This window comes from Pseudomonas batumici (assembly GCF_000820515.1).
Taxonomy (GTDB): Bacteria; Pseudomonadota; Gammaproteobacteria; order Pseudomonadales; family Pseudomonadaceae; genus Aquipseudomonas; species Aquipseudomonas batumici.
Map to the genome: position 1 here is coordinate 64074 of NZ_JXDG01000045.1, position 15551 is coordinate 79624.

Annotated in this window: 17 protein-coding genes; 8 read left to right on the forward strand and 9 right to left on the reverse strand. The window is 60.7% G+C overall.

Annotated elements, in window-relative coordinates:
- Nucleotides 1-69 precede the first annotated feature (69 nt).
- The 4 genes from UCMB321_RS17560 to UCMB321_RS17575 all read left to right on the forward strand — a co-directional run bounded on the left by UCMB321_RS17560 (nucleotide 70) and on the right by UCMB321_RS17575 (nucleotide 3613).
- Nucleotides 70-981 (forward strand): AraC family transcriptional regulator, encoded by a 912-nt coding sequence (locus tag UCMB321_RS17560; RefSeq protein ID WP_040069189.1) that lies wholly within the window; start codon nucleotides 70-72, stop codon nucleotides 979-981.
- A gap of 119 nt (nucleotides 982-1100) precedes the next feature.
- Nucleotides 1101-1355 (forward strand): DUF2790 domain-containing protein, encoded by a 255-nt coding sequence (locus UCMB321_RS17565; RefSeq protein WP_040069190.1) that lies wholly within the window; start codon nucleotides 1101-1103, stop codon nucleotides 1353-1355.
- A gap of 144 nt (nucleotides 1356-1499) precedes the next feature.
- Nucleotides 1500-2171 carry a heavy metal response regulator transcription factor gene (locus tag UCMB321_RS17570; RefSeq protein ID WP_040069191.1) on the forward strand — a complete coding sequence of 224 codons (672 nt, stop codon included), beginning with the start codon at nucleotides 1500-1502 and terminating at the stop codon, nucleotides 2169-2171.
- A complete protein-coding gene (locus UCMB321_RS17575; protein WP_040069192.1) occupies nucleotides 2168-3613 on the forward strand; it encodes a heavy metal sensor histidine kinase in 1446 nt (481 codons plus the stop codon). Before UCMB321_RS17570 ends, UCMB321_RS17575 begins: the two co-directional genes overlap by 4 nt.
- A gap of 186 nt (nucleotides 3614-3799) precedes the next feature.
- Here the strand turns inward: UCMB321_RS17575 and UCMB321_RS17580 are convergent, their stop codons facing one another.
- Complete coding sequence (locus UCMB321_RS17580) at nucleotides 3800-4147, reverse strand: DUF6124 family protein (RefSeq protein ID WP_040069193.1); 348 nt, start codon at nucleotides 4145-4147, stop codon at nucleotides 3800-3802.
- Between the two features lie 248 nt (nucleotides 4148-4395).
- Nucleotides 4396-5886, reverse strand: a complete 1491-nt coding sequence (locus UCMB321_RS17585; RefSeq protein ID WP_040069195.1) for a beta propeller repeat protein — start codon at nucleotides 5884-5886, stop codon at nucleotides 4396-4398.
- Nucleotides 5887-6124: 238 nt separating this feature from the next.
- Between UCMB321_RS17585 and UCMB321_RS17590 the strand changes: the two genes are divergently transcribed.
- Nucleotides 6125-6829: a cyclase family protein gene (locus UCMB321_RS17590; protein ID WP_040069198.1), complete on the forward strand. Its 705-nt coding sequence runs from the start codon at nucleotides 6125-6127 to the stop codon at nucleotides 6827-6829.
- 22 nt (nucleotides 6830-6851) lie between these two features.
- Here the strand turns inward: UCMB321_RS17590 and UCMB321_RS17595 are convergent, their stop codons facing one another.
- Nucleotides 6852-7817 carry an NAD-dependent epimerase/dehydratase family protein gene (locus tag UCMB321_RS17595; protein WP_040069200.1) on the reverse strand — a complete coding sequence of 322 codons (966 nt, stop codon included), beginning with the start codon at nucleotides 7815-7817 and terminating at the stop codon, nucleotides 6852-6854.
- A 95-nt stretch (nucleotides 7818-7912) separates the two neighbouring features.
- On the opposite strand from UCMB321_RS17595, the gene UCMB321_RS17600 reads away from it, so the two are divergent.
- Nucleotides 7913-8815 (forward strand): LysR family transcriptional regulator, encoded by a 903-nt coding sequence (locus tag UCMB321_RS17600; RefSeq protein ID WP_040069203.1) that lies wholly within the window; start codon nucleotides 7913-7915, stop codon nucleotides 8813-8815.
- Nucleotides 8816-8852: 37 nt separating this feature from the next.
- On the opposite strand, the gene dmeF is transcribed toward UCMB321_RS17600, so the two are convergent.
- Nucleotides 8853-9788, reverse strand: coding sequence for a CDF family Co(II)/Ni(II) efflux transporter DmeF (gene dmeF, locus UCMB321_RS17605; RefSeq protein ID WP_040069205.1), 936 nt, complete (start codon nucleotides 9786-9788; stop codon nucleotides 8853-8855).
- A 73-nt stretch (nucleotides 9789-9861) separates the two neighbouring features.
- On the opposite strand from dmeF, the gene UCMB321_RS17610 reads away from it, so the two are divergent.
- Complete coding sequence (locus UCMB321_RS17610) at nucleotides 9862-10137, forward strand: metal/formaldehyde-sensitive transcriptional repressor (RefSeq protein WP_040069207.1); 276 nt, start codon at nucleotides 9862-9864, stop codon at nucleotides 10135-10137.
- Nucleotides 10138-10248: 111 nt separating this feature from the next.
- Here the strand turns inward: UCMB321_RS17610 and UCMB321_RS17615 are convergent, their stop codons facing one another.
- Nucleotides 10249-11262: a GlxA family transcriptional regulator gene (locus tag UCMB321_RS17615; RefSeq protein ID WP_040069209.1), complete on the reverse strand. Its 1014-nt coding sequence runs from the start codon at nucleotides 11260-11262 to the stop codon at nucleotides 10249-10251.
- A 269-nt stretch (nucleotides 11263-11531) separates the two neighbouring features.
- Here UCMB321_RS17615 and UCMB321_RS17620 point away from each other — a divergent pair, with 269 nt between their 5' ends.
- Nucleotides 11532-13148: a tyrosinase family protein gene (locus tag UCMB321_RS17620; protein WP_040069212.1), complete on the forward strand. Its 1617-nt coding sequence runs from the start codon at nucleotides 11532-11534 to the stop codon at nucleotides 13146-13148.
- 99 nt (nucleotides 13149-13247) lie between these two features.
- Here UCMB321_RS17620 and UCMB321_RS17625 read toward each other — a convergent pair whose 3' ends face one another.
- From UCMB321_RS17625 to UCMB321_RS31655, 4 genes are all read right to left on the reverse strand, one after another.
- Nucleotides 13248-13835: a hypothetical protein gene (locus UCMB321_RS17625; protein WP_040069214.1), complete on the reverse strand. Its 588-nt coding sequence runs from the start codon at nucleotides 13833-13835 to the stop codon at nucleotides 13248-13250.
- Nucleotides 13836-13839: 4 nt separating this feature from the next.
- Nucleotides 13840-14283, reverse strand: coding sequence for a DUF3592 domain-containing protein (locus UCMB321_RS17630; protein ID WP_040069215.1), 444 nt, complete (start codon nucleotides 14281-14283; stop codon nucleotides 13840-13842).
- Between the two features lie 153 nt (nucleotides 14284-14436).
- Entirely contained in the window at nucleotides 14437-14892 is a 456-nt protein-coding gene (locus UCMB321_RS17635) for a hypothetical protein (RefSeq protein ID WP_040069218.1), read from the reverse strand.
- A 194-nt stretch (nucleotides 14893-15086) separates the two neighbouring features.
- A complete protein-coding gene (locus UCMB321_RS31655) occupies nucleotides 15087-15254 on the reverse strand; it encodes a hypothetical protein (RefSeq protein ID WP_157015993.1) in 168 nt (55 codons plus the stop codon).
- Between the last annotated feature and the right edge of the window lie 297 nt (nucleotides 15255-15551).

Below are 15551 nucleotides of genomic sequence, written 5' to 3' on the forward strand. Positions count from 1 at the left end.
CTGTTGGTTATAAGAATTCCGATCCATATTCAAAAGTAGCGATTCCTTGCTCCTGAGTGTTTCCATTAGATGATTTCGTCCAGCCCTCTGGTTGATTGGTTATTAAAAAGCCTGGAGTTCGAAGCGAGCCTGTTCCATGTGGGCCGTTATTGCGGTGGCTGGCACGCCAGCACCCAGGGCCTGGCGCGGGCGAGTTTCCACCTGATCGTGCAGGGATATTGCTGGTTGCACATTGACGGGCAGCAGGAAAGCCTGCGCCTGGAGGCCGGGGACGCGGTGTTTTTGCTGCGGGACCTGGATTATCGGTTGTCCAGTGCCCGGGACAGCGTAGAAGCGCAACGCCTGCCGCGCCAGGCGATGACCGAGCTGGACAGCACCGCCCAGGATGGCGTGGGGCTGGTGTGCGGGTTCTTTCATTTCAAGTCCGGGTTGTCGTCACTGATCATCGACGGGCTACCGGACTGGATTGTCCTGCGCGCGGGCGATCCGTCGCTGAGCGCCGCGCGGGCGTTGTTCGGGCTGATCCTGGCCGAGTGCGAGCGGTCACCGGCGCCCTCCTCGGCGCTGCTGGAGCGCTTGAGTCATTTGCTGTTTCTGTATGTGCTGCGCCAGCAGGTGGCGGATAACCCGGGTCTTGGCGGACTGGTGGCACTGGCGCGGCATCCGGGGTTTGCGCCCTTGCTGGAACAGTTGATCGAACGGCCCGGGGAAAGCTGGTCGCTGGAGAGCATGGCGGCCTGCACCGGGCTGTCGCGCTCGGCGTTTTTCAAACGCTTCAACGAACTGGCCGGGCAGTCACCGGGGCAGGTGCTGCTGGCGTTGCGGATGCGCCATGCCTGCCAGTTGCTGCGGGCCAACAACACGGTGGAACACGTGTGCGCGGCGGTGGGGTATCAATCGATTGCGGCGTTCACCCGGGCATTTGCCAAAGCGCTTGGGGTGCAGCCGGGGGCTTATCGTCGGCAGCATGAGGGCCGCTGAGAGACACGATTGCATTACAACTTTGTCATCGTTCTGTTCGTCGGCTGTTGGTGTCGCCTGGTTATTGTGAACTCACTGCCAAACAACAGGCAGCTCACATTAGATAGGGAGATACTGCCATGAAACTGTTCATTCTCGGGTTCGCCACCCTCCTCGCCACCGGCTCGGCCTTCGCCTATACCACCGACACCTCGACGGTGATCCACGACAAGACCGATTTCCTTGTCCACCTGGACGTCGCGAAAGTCATCTCCACGACTGACCTCTCCGACCAATGTGGCATCATTCCGGCCCGTCTCGACTATCTGGATCATCAGGGTCGGGAACATGTGCTGGACTATCCGGTTCAAGGGCGCTGCACGAACCAAAACTGATGGAATGCCTTATGCACACGACTGTCCACGAGCAGGCCCTACGCAACGCCACCTGGTGACAGGACTATACTTGCGCTACCTGCTCGCGGCTTTCAGGTCCGCTTTTTGTGGATCGAATACCGAAACCGAACCAAGGTCATCCCCATGAACATCCTGGTAGTGGAAGACGAGCCCAAGGCGGGCAATTACTTGCTCAATGGCCTGCAGGAGCAGGGATACTCCGTCAGCCTGGCCCGCGATGGCGTCGAGGGGTTGTACCTGGCCCTGGAAACGCCTTTCGACGTCATCGTGCTGGATGTGATGATGCCGAAGATGGACGGCTGGGAAGTCCTGCGCCGCCTGCGCAAGGAAGCCGACACCCCGGTACTGTTCCTGACCGCGCGGGATGACATCGCCGACCGCATCAAAGGCCTGGAGCTGGGGGCCGACGATTACCTGATCAAGCCCTTTTCCTTCGCCGAACTGGTGGCACGCCTGCGCACCCTGACCCGCCGAGGCCCGACCCGGGAGGAAGAGCAACTGCAGATCGCCGACCTGCAGATCGATGTACTCAAACGCCGCGTCACCCGCGCCGGCGTGCGAGTGACGCTGACCAACAAGGAGTTTGCGTTGTTGCACCTGCTCGCCACGCATCAGGATCAGGTGCTGTCGCGTTCACTGATCGCCTCCCGGGTCTGGGACATGAACTTTGACAGCGACACCAACGTGGTGGATGTGGCCGTGCGGCGCCTGCGCCTGAAAATCGACGACCCTTTCCAGCTGAAGCTGATCCACAGTGTGCGGGGCATTGGCTACCGCTTCGACACGCAGCCATGAACCTTCGTCATTACTCCCTGACCCTGCGCCTGGCGGTGGTGTTTGTCCTGCTGGCCTTCGCCCTGATGGCAACCACCGGTGTCGCGCTGTACCACGATCTTGAGCACGAACTGATACGACGCGACGAGGCCACCCTGATCTACCGCATCAATCAGCTACGTAATGTGCTCAATGGCAGCAATATGCTGGAACTGATCAGGACCAAGCCTGAGCTGTTTCAGAACATGCTGTTCAATAGCCAGTCCGTACTCACTATTGGCGTTTCAGGGGAAGCCCCTTTACTGGAGATCAATCCCAGTGGGATCGATCTTCCCGACATCACGCCCGTGGCCATGGAGCATTCCCTGGTACTGACCGATGTCCAGCATCTGCCCGCCGTGAACGGTACGCCCTTTGGGGCCATCTCCGCGAGTATCGGCTCCAGCAAGCTGAAAGTGACCATTGGCTGCCTGATGATCGAACGAACCGCGGTGCTCGCCCGCTATCGTCTCAGCGTCTACGTCCTTGCCAGTCTCGCCGCCTTTGTCCTGGCGCTGGCGGGATATGTGGTGGTTCACCGCGGTTTGTTGCCCCTCAGACGCCTGACGCGTCAAGCCCATGGTATCGGCATTGGCAATCTGACAGAGCGACTCGACAGCCGAGGCGCCCCGAAGGAGTTGCTCCCGATGATCGACTCGTTCAACACCATGCTTGAGCGACTCGCCAAGGGCTTTGCGCAACTGAGCCAGGTCTCGACGGACATGGCCCACGAACTGCGCACGCCGATCAACAATTTGCTGGGTGAAACCCAGGTCGCCATGCAGCAGGACCGTAGCGTGGAGCATTACCAGCAGTTGCTCGCCTCCAACGTCGAAGAACTCGAACGCCTGGCCCGCATGCTCGACAACATGCTGTTCCTGGCGCGTACCGACCCCGGTAGCGCGCGTGATCAGCGCGAGGAGCTGGACGCCGCCGACGAGTTGGGACGCGTAGCCGATTACTTTGAAGGTCTGGCCGCGGACGTCGATATCACCATCCGCGCGGAGGGCGACGGCCTGATCTGGGCCGAGCCAACGCTGCTCCGTCGCGCCTTGGCCAACCTGTGTGCCAATGCGATCAAATATGGCGCTCCGCATTCCGAACTGTTGCTCCAGGCCGCACCGTCCGAAGATGGCATCCATCTGCGCGTGCGCAACTGCGGAACGACGATCGCGGCAGAACACCTGCCGAGGTTATTCGAGCGTTTCTACCGCGTTGACCAATCGCGCGAGCGTTCGGCCCAGTCCAATGGCCTGGGGCTTTCGATCGTAGCGACCATCATGCAGTTGCACAGTGGCCGCTACAGCGTCACCAGCGAGAATGGCGTGACCTGTTTCGAGCTGTTTTTTCCCATGCGGGATCAGCAAGAGCGTCAGGCCGACTTTCAGACGACCCGGACGCCTCTTGCCTCGGCATCGTCGTGAAACGCCCCACTCCCGGTTAACGCGGTCCCTGTAGGAGCTGGCTTGCCAGCGATGAGGCCCTTGAGCCTTGCGGTGCCGATGCGGACGCCATCGCCGGCAAGCCAGCTCCTACAAGGTTACGTGGCGTTCTCAATATCCCATTTCCTTAACTGACAGGTATCGAGCAACGCCTCGCCTTTTCCGTGATCAGCGAGCGCCGCTGGTGAACTCGTCCTCCAACACCGAATCCACCCGCCCCTGCGCCAGTTCGATCAGACGCACCACCCCCAGCGCCACCTTGCGGTCAGGCCCTGTGAGGTTATCGGCATGTTCGTAGGCCGTGGCCGCAGCGGACTCCAGGATCGCACTGGCGTCGACCAGGATGTCTTCACGACTTTGAGGTTCGGTGTTGTTCTTGCGTGTTGAGTGGGCACCGCATCGCTTCGAACTCGTGCCCTGCGGCAAATTGTAATAAGCCAACGCACGGTCAACGATTTGCGGGTCAATGGTTTCAAGGTCGGGTGAAACCGGAGCATTGGGCGTGATCTTGAGCATGTCTGAAACTCCTGGCGAACGATAAAAATACCCGGGCAAAGGGCGCTGTACGTCCTAACAGAATTCCAGACTTGCACATCTGTACCACCGATTTTGCGGTGACGGGATGCAGGTTAGCCACCTGTCCAACCAGGAGCAACAGGGTAGATATTTCCAGGAATTTCCAGTCAAGGGAAAGCAGGTTGTCTTGCATAACCTCCGACGAAAAATGACCGTCTTGCAGCATCAGCTACAAGACAACCCAGCCCTCACTGCAAACCATAGGAATAAACCCCACCATCATTGCTGTTGTACCAATTGCCCTTGGCCCAGATCACCCGGTCCTGCGCCCCTTGGAAGCCGAGGATCCCCAGGTAACCGTCGATAGCCAGCCGTTGCCAGGAACGCCCCCAGTCCCTGGAGTAGAACACCCCGTCGGCGGAGATTCGCGCATCCGACCACCAGTAGAGCCAACGCGGCGGCCGGTGTTCGCTCGAGGTGTTGATCAGCAGGCTGTTCTGCCCCACCCAGAAATTCCTCTCACGCAACTGACTCTCCGACGCCAACGGCGCGAACACGCTGGGCAGTTCACCCATGGGCTTCCAGGCAAGCTTGGCGGTATCGAACTCAGCGACCACATCTTGCCCATGATCACCCTGGTCGATCAGGCCCATCACTCGCCCGGCGCCGTTCTCCACCAGTTGATCGATAAACAGACCCTCCTCGCGCTGCACGGCCCCCACCTGCCACTGCCCCGCCTTGCGTAGCAGTTGAGCCCGTGTCGTGATGTTGAAAGCCAGACTGCCGCTATCACCGCCAGGATTGCGGCCCCAGAAGCGTTGGGAAACCCAGATAAACGCGCGCTGGTCATCCAGTTGAGTGACATAGGTCTGGGTTTCTCCGTAAGTCCCCAGGTCCGTGCGCCATTCGGTAATCTCGGGCCGTTTGCCCTGGGCATACTCGGCAGGCACCAGCAACGACTCCGGCGCGAATATTTCCGTGCTGTTCGCGCCGCGATCAGCCGAGTAAAACACCCCGGTGGAGATGGCGCCCAGCTTGTCTTCACCGCTCTCGTTGTCGGTTCCGCTCGGGGTACCCCAGGCCCAGACGTCATCCGGACCATGAAAGTAGGGCTTCAAGGCCCAGGCAAGCTGATTGGCCTTGGGAAACAGGCCCTTGGTCAACCAGGTCCAACGCTTGCCTTGATCGTCGCTGCGAAAGATCACCGTCTGACTGATGTCATCGCTGCTCGCGCCAGCGGCTTCGGGTCGCTCAAGGCCCGTCAGCAGGAAAACACTGGCCCCATCCGGGCTGGCCACCAGGCAGGCGGCGTCACTGACATGGGCCACCATTTGAAACTGGCCCTGGGCGTCCAGGCGCGAGATGAAGGAGGTTTCCTTGTCCCGGTGGGAGAGAAAGCTGGAGAACGCCCCCGAACCTTCCGACTCCTGATCCTTGGCCTCGACCGGCTTGCCATGGAGCACGGCATCCAGGTTCACCACGTCAGCGGAGGGTTGCAGCTGTTTCGCGTCACCGTCCATGCGCCCTACCAGCCAGGTGCCCTTCGGGGTCACGACCACGCCCGTGCAGTACTGGGTCATCGCGCGCTGCCGGCTGTCCTGTACCGCACCAAGCTGCTGCCGGTCGGGGCTGCTCCCGCCCCACCCCAGCTTGGCGCTGGTAATCATCCACATGTACCAGAGCCCGGCACCGACAAACAGGGCGACAAAAAGCTGGGCAAACAACTTTGATCGAGGCATGAGCGGGATCCGAATCCATGGAAAAGGCTGGAAAGCTTTTCTCATTTCTCTCGGCGGGAGTAAATTTTTATTGCACGCGCGCAACCGAATCCGGCCGATTGATTGTCAGCACTGTGACGCCGGTTCCATTCAACCCGCCAGGAAAATCCGTGGGAGTGGCAAGCAACGCTCGACTCAACCCTTGTCGAACGAGGCCGCTATCATCCACGGTTTCACCGAGGACAAGGGAGCCAAAGGAATGCCGAGTATCCAGTTTCAGAAAATCATCAGCCTCAGCCACGTCATTACGCCATCCATCCCCCTCTGGCCCCACGACCCGGCCGTCGTCTTCACCGGGGTGGCCTCACAGGAACAGGACGGCTACTACCTGCGCAACTTCAGCATGGGCGAACACAGCGCCACCCATATGAATGCGCCCAACAGTTTTTACCCCGATGGCGTCGGGATCGATGCCTACCCGCCGGATTCGCTGGTGCGACCGGCCGTGATGATCGATGTGCAAGCGCAGGCACAAGCCGATTCCGACTATGTGATCAGTCCTCAGGACATCGAGAACTGGGAGCACGAGCATGGGCGCATCGCCCGGGGCTGCGTGGTGCTCTTCCATACCGGATGGCAGGCCCTGTGGGGCGATCCCAAGCGGTTTTTCAATGAAGATCCGCAAGGCGGCCTGCACTTCCCCGGGGTGGGCGCCGACACGGCAAGACTGCTGGTCGAAGAGCGCGAAGTCGCGGGAGTCGGTATCGACACCCACGGGGTCGACCCGGGCCAGAACACGGCATTTGCCACCAACCGCCAGGTCCTGGCGAAAAACGGCATCATCCTGGAGTGCCTGACCCATCTGGATCAACTGCCCGCCAAAGGGGCAACGCTGGTCATTGGGGTTCTGCAACTCAAGGACGGATCCGGCTCCCCCGCTTCCGTGCTGGCATTCGTGCCCTGATCTCGTGTGGGTTCGTACGCCATTACAGGCACCTCATCCCTTTCAGCGTGGTTTCCACTGCCTGGTCCAAGGGCGTATGCGGCTCCGTCCCCAGTACGCTCAACAGGTGGGCATTGCTCATGCGCAGCGGCTTGCGCCACAGGTAGCGCATCTCCAGCATCTCGCGAAAGGTGGTCACAAACGGCGAGACCAGTCCCACCAGCCACCAGGGAAAACGCCGCAGTCTCGCCCGGCCGCCGGCGCGTTCGACCACGCGGCGGATGGCGGTCGCTATCTGGGTACCGTCGGCGTCCCAATACCCGGTCATATGAAAGGTCGCGAAAGGCGCCAAGTGCTCTCGACGCTCCAATAGCTCGACCATGGTCCGCGCCACGTCCGGCAGGTAGGCCCACTGGTGACCGACGCCCGGATCACTCGGCAGATTGATCACCTTCACCGCCTGCCCGGGCTTGATCATCCCCTGGGAAAACCAGCTGTTGCCGGCCTGCGGTCCGAAGAAGTCGCCCGAGCGCAGCACAATCGCTCGAACCCCGTCTCGCGTCGCGTCCCGCAAGCGCTGCTCAAGCGCGACACGAATACGCCCCTTGCGGGTCAACGGACGCTGCGCCGACTGCTCGTCCAACCCGGCAAACGCATCCGGACCGTAGTTGTAGACCGTGCCCGGCAACACAATGGTCGCACCTTCAAGACGGGCGGCCGCAATCGTGTTGTCGATCATCGGCAGCACCTGCTCGGCCCAGTGGCGATAACCCGGCGGGTTGACCCCGTGCACGATCACGCTGCAGCCCTGCGCCGCACGCACCACGTCGTCACGCTCGAGCGCATCGCCCCGCAACCACTGGATGCCGTCACGCTGTTCAGCCGCCGTGGCCAAGCCGCGCTTGAGCGCCTGCACCTGCCAGCCGCCGTCGCGCAGTTGCCGCGCCACTTCGCCGCCAATGCCGCCGCTTGCCCCCAGGACCAGGACCTTGTTGCCCAGTGCTGCCATGTCGATTCTCCAGAAAGGTGGTGATGAACAGAGTCTGACCCCGCCCCTTCTGGAAATAAATTGCATAGCACAAGCTATCCGCCATACATTTATGCATGGACCAGAGCATGAGTTGGGAACTGTACCGTACGTTGCTTGCCGTGCTGACGGAGGGCTCGCTCTCGGGCGCCGCACGCACGCTGGGGATCGCCCAGCCCACTGTGGGCCGTCACATCGCCGCGCTGGAAGCCTCGTTCAAGCAACCGCTGTTCACCCGCTCGCAGACCGGCTTGCTGCCCACCGAAACCGCCCTGGCGCTGCGCGGCTATGCCGAGGCCATGCAACACACCGCCGCCGCGCTGGAGCGGGCCGCCACGGGCCAGGGCCAGGCGGTGAGCGGCACGGTGCGGATATCCGCCAGCGAGATCATCGCGGTCGAGGTCCTGCCCCCCACGCTGGCGCTACTGCACCAGGCCCATCCGCAACTCAGGATCGAGCTGCTGGCCACCGACAAGGTGCAGGATCTGCTGCAACGGGAGGCCGACATTGCGGTGCGCATGACCGCGCCGAAACAGGATCAACTGATCGCCCGGCGTATCGGCAATGTGGAAGTGGGTGCTTATGCACACGCGGACTATCTGCAACGCAACGGCACGCCTGCCACACTGGCCGACCTGTCACGCCATGCGCTGATCGGCTTCGATGTGCCCACGCCGTTCCTGCGCGCCGCCAGCAAGCAGTTGCCCGGCTGGAACCGCGAGGCCTTCGCGCTGCGCACCGACAGCAACCTGGCGCAACTGGCGATGATCCGCGCCGGCTGTGGCATCGGCTTCTGTCAGGTCGCGCTGGCGAACCGCATGCCGACACTGGTTCGGCTCTTGCCACAGCAGCTCGGTTTCCAGCTGGAAACCTGGGTGACCATGCACGAGGACCTGCGCACCAGCCCCCGTTGCAAGGCGACGTTCGATGCGCTGGTGGAGTGCCTCCAGGCCCATACCCGCGTCACGCACCAAGAATGAGTTCGAAGGCCGTCACCCGGCGAATAGACGGTTTGCGTCACGCCGCCAGATGAAGTTCGACCGTGACGTGCACCAGTTCCTCATGGATTGCCAACTGCTGCTTGAAGTAGTCGGGCGTGACCGGCGCTCGCGTCACCAGGCTTAGCACGCAGGCGAACTGCCCCTTCCCGACCCGCCAGACATGCAGATCGCTGATGGAGGCCGGAATGGGGCTGGCGGCGATGACCTCGCGGATTTCCTCGACCACCGGCGCATCCATTTCCGCGTCCAGCAACACCCGGCTGGTCTGGCGGATCAGCCCATGGGCCCAGCTCGCCACCAGCCCCGCGCCGACAATCCCCATCAGCGGGTCGAGCCACGCCGCGCCCCAGACCTTGCCGCCGATCAGCGCCAGGATCGCGAGCACCGAGGTGGCCGCATCGGCCACGACATGCAGGTAGGCCGAACGAAGGTTCAGATCGTGGGCGTGTTCATGGGCTTCGCCGTGATGATGGTCGTGGTGGTGATCGTGGGCATGGCCGTCCTTGAGCAGCCAGGCGCAGGCCAGGTTGACCATCAACCCGACGATGCCGATGACGATGGCCTCGTCATAGTGGATGGGCGCGGGCGAAATCAGCCGCTCGACCGACTGATACACCATCAGCCCCGCCACCATCACCAGGAACAACGCACTGGTGTAGCCGCCCAGCACTTCGATCTTCCAGGTACCGAAGGCAAAGCGGTTGTCGCTGGACAGGCGCCGGGCCGCGCCGTAGGCCAGTACCGACAGCCCCAATGCCAAGGCATGGGAACTCATGTGCCAGCCGTCGGCGAACAGCGCCATCGAGTTGTAGTACCAGCCGCCGGCGATCTCGGCGACCATCATCACCGCGGTCAGGATCATCGCGCGCCGGGTACTGGTCTCCGCCAGCGGATTTCCATCGTTGAGGATTTTCGAATGGCAGTTGTGATGAGTAGCATTGGGCGAAGACATTGGGCTACAGTCCTGATGACAAGGTCGAAATATACTATACCCCAGTATAGGTAACGCACAATGGAACAATTCTATGCCGCATACCATCAAGGATAAAAAACGCCTGCTGACCCGTGTCAGGCGTATCAAGGGCCAGGCCGATGCGCTGGAAAACGCCTTGAACATGGAAGTCGAGTGCACCGCCGTGCTGCAACAGATCGCGGCGATCCGCGGGGCGATCAACGGCTTGATGGCCGAGGTGCTGGAAGGTCATATCCGCGAGCACCTGGGCGCGGACGATGTCACGCCGGCCCAGCGTCGAGAGGATGTGGATGAGGTGGTGTCGGCGCTGCGTTCGTATTTGAAGTGAGGTCGCCGGGCCTGGTGCGGAACGCCTCACGCGGGAGGCGCGCCCTCTCCTGCTCGGCCCGACGGCGTCAGCCCGCTCGAACCACGCATCTGCCGCGGCTCAAGAAGCCTTTTACTTGACCAGCCGCGTTTCCTTGGAAGGCCTGTAGCCGAAGTACGCGCTATAGCATTTGCTGAAATGACTGGGCGAAACAAAACCGCAGGCCACCAGCACATCGACCTGGGACAGCTCCGTGTGCTGAAGCAGTCGACGCGCCTCGGTGATGCGCAGTTCCAGGTAATAGCGTTGCGGCGTGGTGCCCAGTTGTTCCTTGAACAAACGCTCGAGCTGCCGACGGGAACGACCGGCGTAGACCGCCAGTTGCTCCAGTTCCAGCGGTTCCTCGAGGTTGGCATCCATCAGCTTGACCACCTCGCGCAGCGGCGCGCTCACACAGACATTTTCCGCCGGTTTTATGCGCCGGTAGCGAGACTCCTCGAACGCCAGAATGTCCTCGATACCCTCGACCAGGGCTTTGTCGTGCAGGCCCTTGATCCAGTCCAGCGCCATATGGAAAGCCCCGGAGGGGCTGGACGCGGTGAGCCTGTCCCGATCGATGACATAGGGCTCGCTGGTGACCTGTGTCGCCTTGGAGATTTCCGCGAGTGCCGGACGATGCTCGGGGTGAATCGCACAACGATACCCGTCCAGCAGGCCGGCGCTGCCCAGGAACCACGCGCCATTCCACAAGCCGGCCAGACTGACGCCCAGGTCCGACGCGGCCCTCAGCAGGCCGATGAACTCATCGTCGGCCTTCAGCTCGGTCCGGTAGCCGCCGCAAACGACCAGCAGATCGAGATCTTGAAGGGCGGCGCAATCGATACGGGCATCGGGTCGAATGACCAGGCCCAGGTCGCTGATGACCTCCCCGTCATTCAGGCCGAAGGTTCGGGAAGAGAACAACCCGGGTCGTAGCAGATTCGCCGTGACCAGCGTATCCAGTGCCTGGGTGAACGCCGGCAGCGAGAAATGCTCGAGCAACAGGAAGCCTGTCCGGGTCATTTGCCCAGACTGACCCGTTTTTTCATTCAGGTAGCGGAGGTTCTTTCCCTTCATCCCTCCGCTGAATTGGCGCCGTTCGATCACTGTATGAACCACTCGATTGCGTTGACCACTCTGTCGTCCGGTGCATGGATAGAGCCCCGCGCCAGGCGCCAGCAGTGTAAGAGATCCCTTCCTCTGGCGCCATTATGCGACGGATCAGGCCAACTGAAACCCGTGACGCAGCGTCCCCGAACGCGGGACCTCAACCGTTCGGCGCTCGTACTGGCACGTTGCCAGATCGCAGATATGCTGATGATGGCGCAGTAACCCCCCCCGAGCCTTTCGGGCCATCCGGCAACAAGGAGGTCACCATGTCATCCGCCCCACGCGTACGCCGTTCTCTCAGTGATATCCAGCACGACTATGACCACGGCAAGAAAGATGAACTTGAAGCCCTGATCCGCGCCTGGAAAGGCATCAAGGATCTTCCCGCCAACGACCCCAACTCCTTCTTCGCCATCGGTGGCCTGCATGGCGAGCCGTTCCGTGGTCAAGGCAAGACCGACCCCAACTGGTGGGGCGGCTACTGCCAGCACGGCACGGTGCTCTTTCCGAGCTGGCACCGCGCCTATCTCTGGCGCCTGGAAGAGGCGCTGCGCAGCATCCCCAAATGTGAAAACGTCACCCTGCCGTTCTGGGATGAATGCAGCGACGAGTCGCGAGAAAACGGCATTCCTTCGGCCCTGACCCAGGAATACTTCGTGATCGACGGGCAGAAGATCGAAAACCCGCTGCGCTCTTTCGTGTTCCCGCAAACCATCACCGATGAGCTCCCGGTGACACCGGACAACCCCATCATCTACAGCAAGCCCGAAGGCTACGAGACCGTGCGCTATCCGCTGTCCGGGCTGGTGGGCACCGAAGCTGACCGCAAAGCCACGGAGGCACACAACGCACAGTTCCAGGACACGGCGAAGAACATCACCTACCTCAATGAGAACGTCAGTACCTGGCTGAGCGGCAAGATCAAGATCGGTGGCAAGTGGCGCGGCGAGGTGTTCAGTCGTTTCGAAAGCTGCCTGGACGCCCCGAACTACACGCTGTTCTCCAATACCACCTCGACCGGCGAGAAGAACAAGACCGCCCCGGCGGGCACGCACTATGTGCCGCTGGAGGAACCCCACAACTTCATGCACCTGGCGGTCGGCGGTTTCGACTACCCGGGCGCGGGCGACAGTTCAGCGATTCCCGGGGCCAACGGCGATATGGGCGAGAATGAAACCGCCGGCCTGGACCCGATTTTCTTCTTCCACCACTGCTTTATCGACTACGTGTTCTGGATCTGGCAGCGCCGGCAAGGGACCACCGATGAATTCAGCATCGACCCCAACGATCCCGGCGCCTCCTACTATAAACCCTACAAAATACAACCCCCTGCGGGCGCCGCGGGCCTGGACCCGAACGCCATCCTGAGCCTGGACACCAGCCTCGATCCCTTCGTCAAGGCCGACGGCAAACCCTTCACCACCCGTGACTGCATCAACATCGAGAAGCAACTGGGCTACGTCTATGGCACGGGCTCCCTGGATGCCTATGCCCAACCCGCCAAGCAGTTGCTGTTCAAGGCCGATGCAGCGCAGCCCAGCGGCAAGACCCTACGGGTCAGCCGTATCAACCGGGCGAAAATCCGTGGCTCGTTCCTGATCTCGGCCTATGCCAAGGTCGACGGCAAGCGAGAGTACCTGGGTACCCGGGCGATCCTCAGCCGTTGGCACGTCGAAGGTTGCATGAACTGCCAGACGCACCTGGAAGCCACGGCCACCTTCAAGCTGCCACTCAACGCCGATGACTCGGCGATTGACGAGGGCAGTATCGAGGTGGAAATACAGACCCGTGACACGGTCCTGAAGCGGCCAAATGCGGCAGGTCTGCTCAGCGCCGGCAAGCTCGACACCGCGGACGCGCCGTTCAAACTGGAAACCTACTGATTCCACAGCGGGCTTTGCCCACTGCCGGTGCGGCGACCGAAGTCGATCTTCGGTCGCTGCGCCTGCCCTGCCACGACTCGCTTGAGAGCCGATGCGCGGCTAGAACAGATAGCCCATGTAGATCGCGGCGCCACCACCGGCCTGCACGCCAACGTTAATGCCTGCCATGACCACCGCCCCCTTGGCCGACTGCAGCAACTGCCGGTTGACCGTGGTGGAGGCAATGAGCGAGGTTGCCGGGTTGGAGTTCAGAGCAGCCGCCAATGCCAGCAGCTTGGGATCAAGCCCGAACAACAGGGCCGTGGCCGAACCGCCGACCAACAGCCCACCCCCCACTTCGGTGTACATGCAAGGCCCAGTGATGTCATCACTGGTCAGGTCACGACCGACCAAGGAGTCGCTGACAAACACCTTGCCGAAGCTAGTAAAAGCCTCCGCCGCGCCGGCTCCACTCACGCCCTTACCCTTAATCTGGATATTTATCTTGCCGAAACGCGGCAGCCGCGCGCCAAATCCGGCACCCACCCCGACGCCGCCGTAGCGGTAGCTGATGTCCTCGCCCTGGGGCGAGCGCAAAATGATCGAACCGCCACTGCCCGCCACCATGACCACGGTCAGACCGCCACCACTGGCGGTCTGATACTTCCAGCGGCTTTCATTAACCGGGATGGGGATGTTGTAGCTCATACGTTCAAAGTCCTTTATGTGAATGAACCGCACCGCAACCGCGCTGATGAATGACTATCGCCAGACCGACAAAGGTGAACATCAGACCGAGGCAACCCAGTAGCCCGGAAGGCCCCCACAGAGCGCCCGGGTCATCGACGACGGCGCTGCCAGCCGGTTGCTCGGGTAGGTAATACACCCGCACCGGCTGATTCTGCTGATAGCCGAAGATAATACCGCCCTGGGGGTAGGAAATCTTTTCACCACTGCGGGTGGTGAAGGCGATCTCGGGATGCGAACCACCGGCATTCAAGTGGCTGACGATGCCATCGGCGGTCTCTGCGTGGGCGAGGAGTTCGCGTCGTTCAAGAGTGAGATTGACGGTAATGCCCAACAGGCCGATACCAATCAGGGCAAAAAGCAGACCCTGCAGTATCTTCCCGATGCGTGACGGGGTGAAGTTAGCCATGCTTGTCTCGGTATTCGTCCATGAAAGAGGAAACTCAGGATAGCAAGAAAGCTTCGAGAGGAAATCCAAAAACCAACAAAGCCCAGCACGAGGCTGGGCTTTTTTGTGAGTGTAGCACTTGAAGAAAGGCTAATGACTTCCTGGCATCAGCGGTTATGCGGCATCGCTCCAGTGGAGGTTCAGATCACGAACAGCGCCGCCTTTAACCTCAACGGTGCTTCGTTGTTCGAGTCCATTACGAGTACCGACAATGACATATTTCCCAGGTGACAAGTTGACATAAACGATAGGGCCGACCTCATTCAGCGTCAGCAGCTCATGCCCTTGCATGCTCTGGATTTTCACGTTGATATCCGGCACATATTCATTGCTCGGACCGGTGGAGAAGGTCATATGCAGGTTGTATCCCTTGGTCTGCTGAATGGCCCTCGACTCATCGAGTCCGATACCGCCTGACAGATAGGCGATTCCGTTTTGCTGCTGTTGTTCCAACTGCACCGCGGAGTAGTCTATCGGCTCGTTAGTGACCGCCTGCCTTGCCGTTGCAGACAAGCTTGTCAAGGCTGCCAAGACGGCTGCCGATACCGCAAGTAAGCGCAAGGTTTTCATGATGACGACTCCCGGGTTCTTGCAGAACCCATGCAGGGATGCCACCACTGAGCGCTATACCATAAAACGGTGGTATCCCGATTCAAGTCACTCCTTATACTGTTGATCCCTCAAGTTCCAAAAAGTTTATATTTTGTTCATTGGCTGTTTTGACCGTTCGGTATGAGGCCTCCACAAAACAACAAAGCCCAGCACTAGACTGGGCTTTCATTGAGTCTCAAGGGATCAGTCATCCTGATCCTCGTGATCACGACGGTGATGGCGATCATACCGTCGATCGTCGTCACGACGATAATATCCATGGCCTCGACCTTGATCATTATCGTCGCCCTGGTCATATCTGCGACCGTGATCATATTCATAACCGTACCCGCCTTCATCGTCCCAGACAGGCACGCAGCCCCCCAGCAGGAGAGGGCTCGAAATGGCCAGGAGCATTATCACTGCGCGCTTCATTTGGATGTCCTAAAAGCTGGTAAGGGTAAAATTTCAGACTGCAAATCAGCTCAATAATTCACTGGCAAAGACAGCGATTGACCCGTGAAATCAGCCGGTATCAGTCTTGCGCCTACGGATACGAAAAAGCCCGCACATGGCGGGCTTTAAAAATCAAGTAGGTGGCCGGTGCTGGTCTCCGGCTTACAAGGTTTATCAGGACT

What these genes read in the sequence shown, in the direction of transcription:
- UCMB321_RS17560 (WP_040069189.1), top strand. Translation starts at nt 70, where the DNA reads ATGATTTCGTCCAGCCCTCTGGTTGATTGGTTATTAAAAAGCCTGGAG.
- UCMB321_RS17565 (WP_040069190.1), top strand. Translation starts at nt 1,101, where the DNA reads ATGAAACTGTTCATTCTCGGGTTCGCCACCCTCCTCGCCACCGGCTCG.
- UCMB321_RS17570 (WP_040069191.1), top strand. Translation starts at nt 1,500, where the DNA reads ATGAACATCCTGGTAGTGGAAGACGAGCCCAAGGCGGGCAATTACTTG.
- UCMB321_RS17575 (WP_040069192.1), top strand. Translation starts at nt 2,168, where the DNA reads ATGAACCTTCGTCATTACTCCCTGACCCTGCGCCTGGCGGTGGTGTTT.
- UCMB321_RS17580 (WP_040069193.1), bottom strand. Translation starts at nt 4,147, where the DNA reads ATGCTCAAGATCACGCCCAATGCTCCGGTTTCACCCGACCTTGAAACC.
- UCMB321_RS17585 (WP_040069195.1), bottom strand. Translation starts at nt 5,886, where the DNA reads ATGCCTCGATCAAAGTTGTTTGCCCAGCTTTTTGTCGCCCTGTTTGTC.
- UCMB321_RS17590 (WP_040069198.1), top strand. Translation starts at nt 6,125, where the DNA reads ATGCCGAGTATCCAGTTTCAGAAAATCATCAGCCTCAGCCACGTCATT.
- UCMB321_RS17595 (WP_040069200.1), bottom strand. Translation starts at nt 7,817, where the DNA reads ATGGCAGCACTGGGCAACAAGGTCCTGGTCCTGGGGGCAAGCGGCGGC.
- UCMB321_RS17600 (WP_040069203.1), top strand. Translation starts at nt 7,913, where the DNA reads ATGGACCAGAGCATGAGTTGGGAACTGTACCGTACGTTGCTTGCCGTG.
- dmeF (WP_040069205.1), bottom strand. Translation starts at nt 9,788, where the DNA reads ATGTCTTCGCCCAATGCTACTCATCACAACTGCCATTCGAAAATCCTC.
- UCMB321_RS17610 (WP_040069207.1), top strand. Translation starts at nt 9,862, where the DNA reads ATGCCGCATACCATCAAGGATAAAAAACGCCTGCTGACCCGTGTCAGG.
- UCMB321_RS17620 (WP_040069212.1), top strand. Translation starts at nt 11,532, where the DNA reads ATGTCATCCGCCCCACGCGTACGCCGTTCTCTCAGTGATATCCAGCAC.
- UCMB321_RS17625 (WP_040069214.1), bottom strand. Translation starts at nt 13,835, where the DNA reads ATGAGCTACAACATCCCCATCCCGGTTAATGAAAGCCGCTGGAAGTAT.
- UCMB321_RS17630 (WP_040069215.1), bottom strand. Translation starts at nt 14,283, where the DNA reads ATGGCTAACTTCACCCCGTCACGCATCGGGAAGATACTGCAGGGTCTG.
- UCMB321_RS17635 (WP_040069218.1), bottom strand. Translation starts at nt 14,892, where the DNA reads ATGAAAACCTTGCGCTTACTTGCGGTATCGGCAGCCGTCTTGGCAGCC.
- UCMB321_RS31655 (WP_157015993.1), bottom strand. Translation starts at nt 15,254, where the DNA reads ATGAATATGATCACGGTCGCAGATATGACCAGGGCGACGATAATGATC.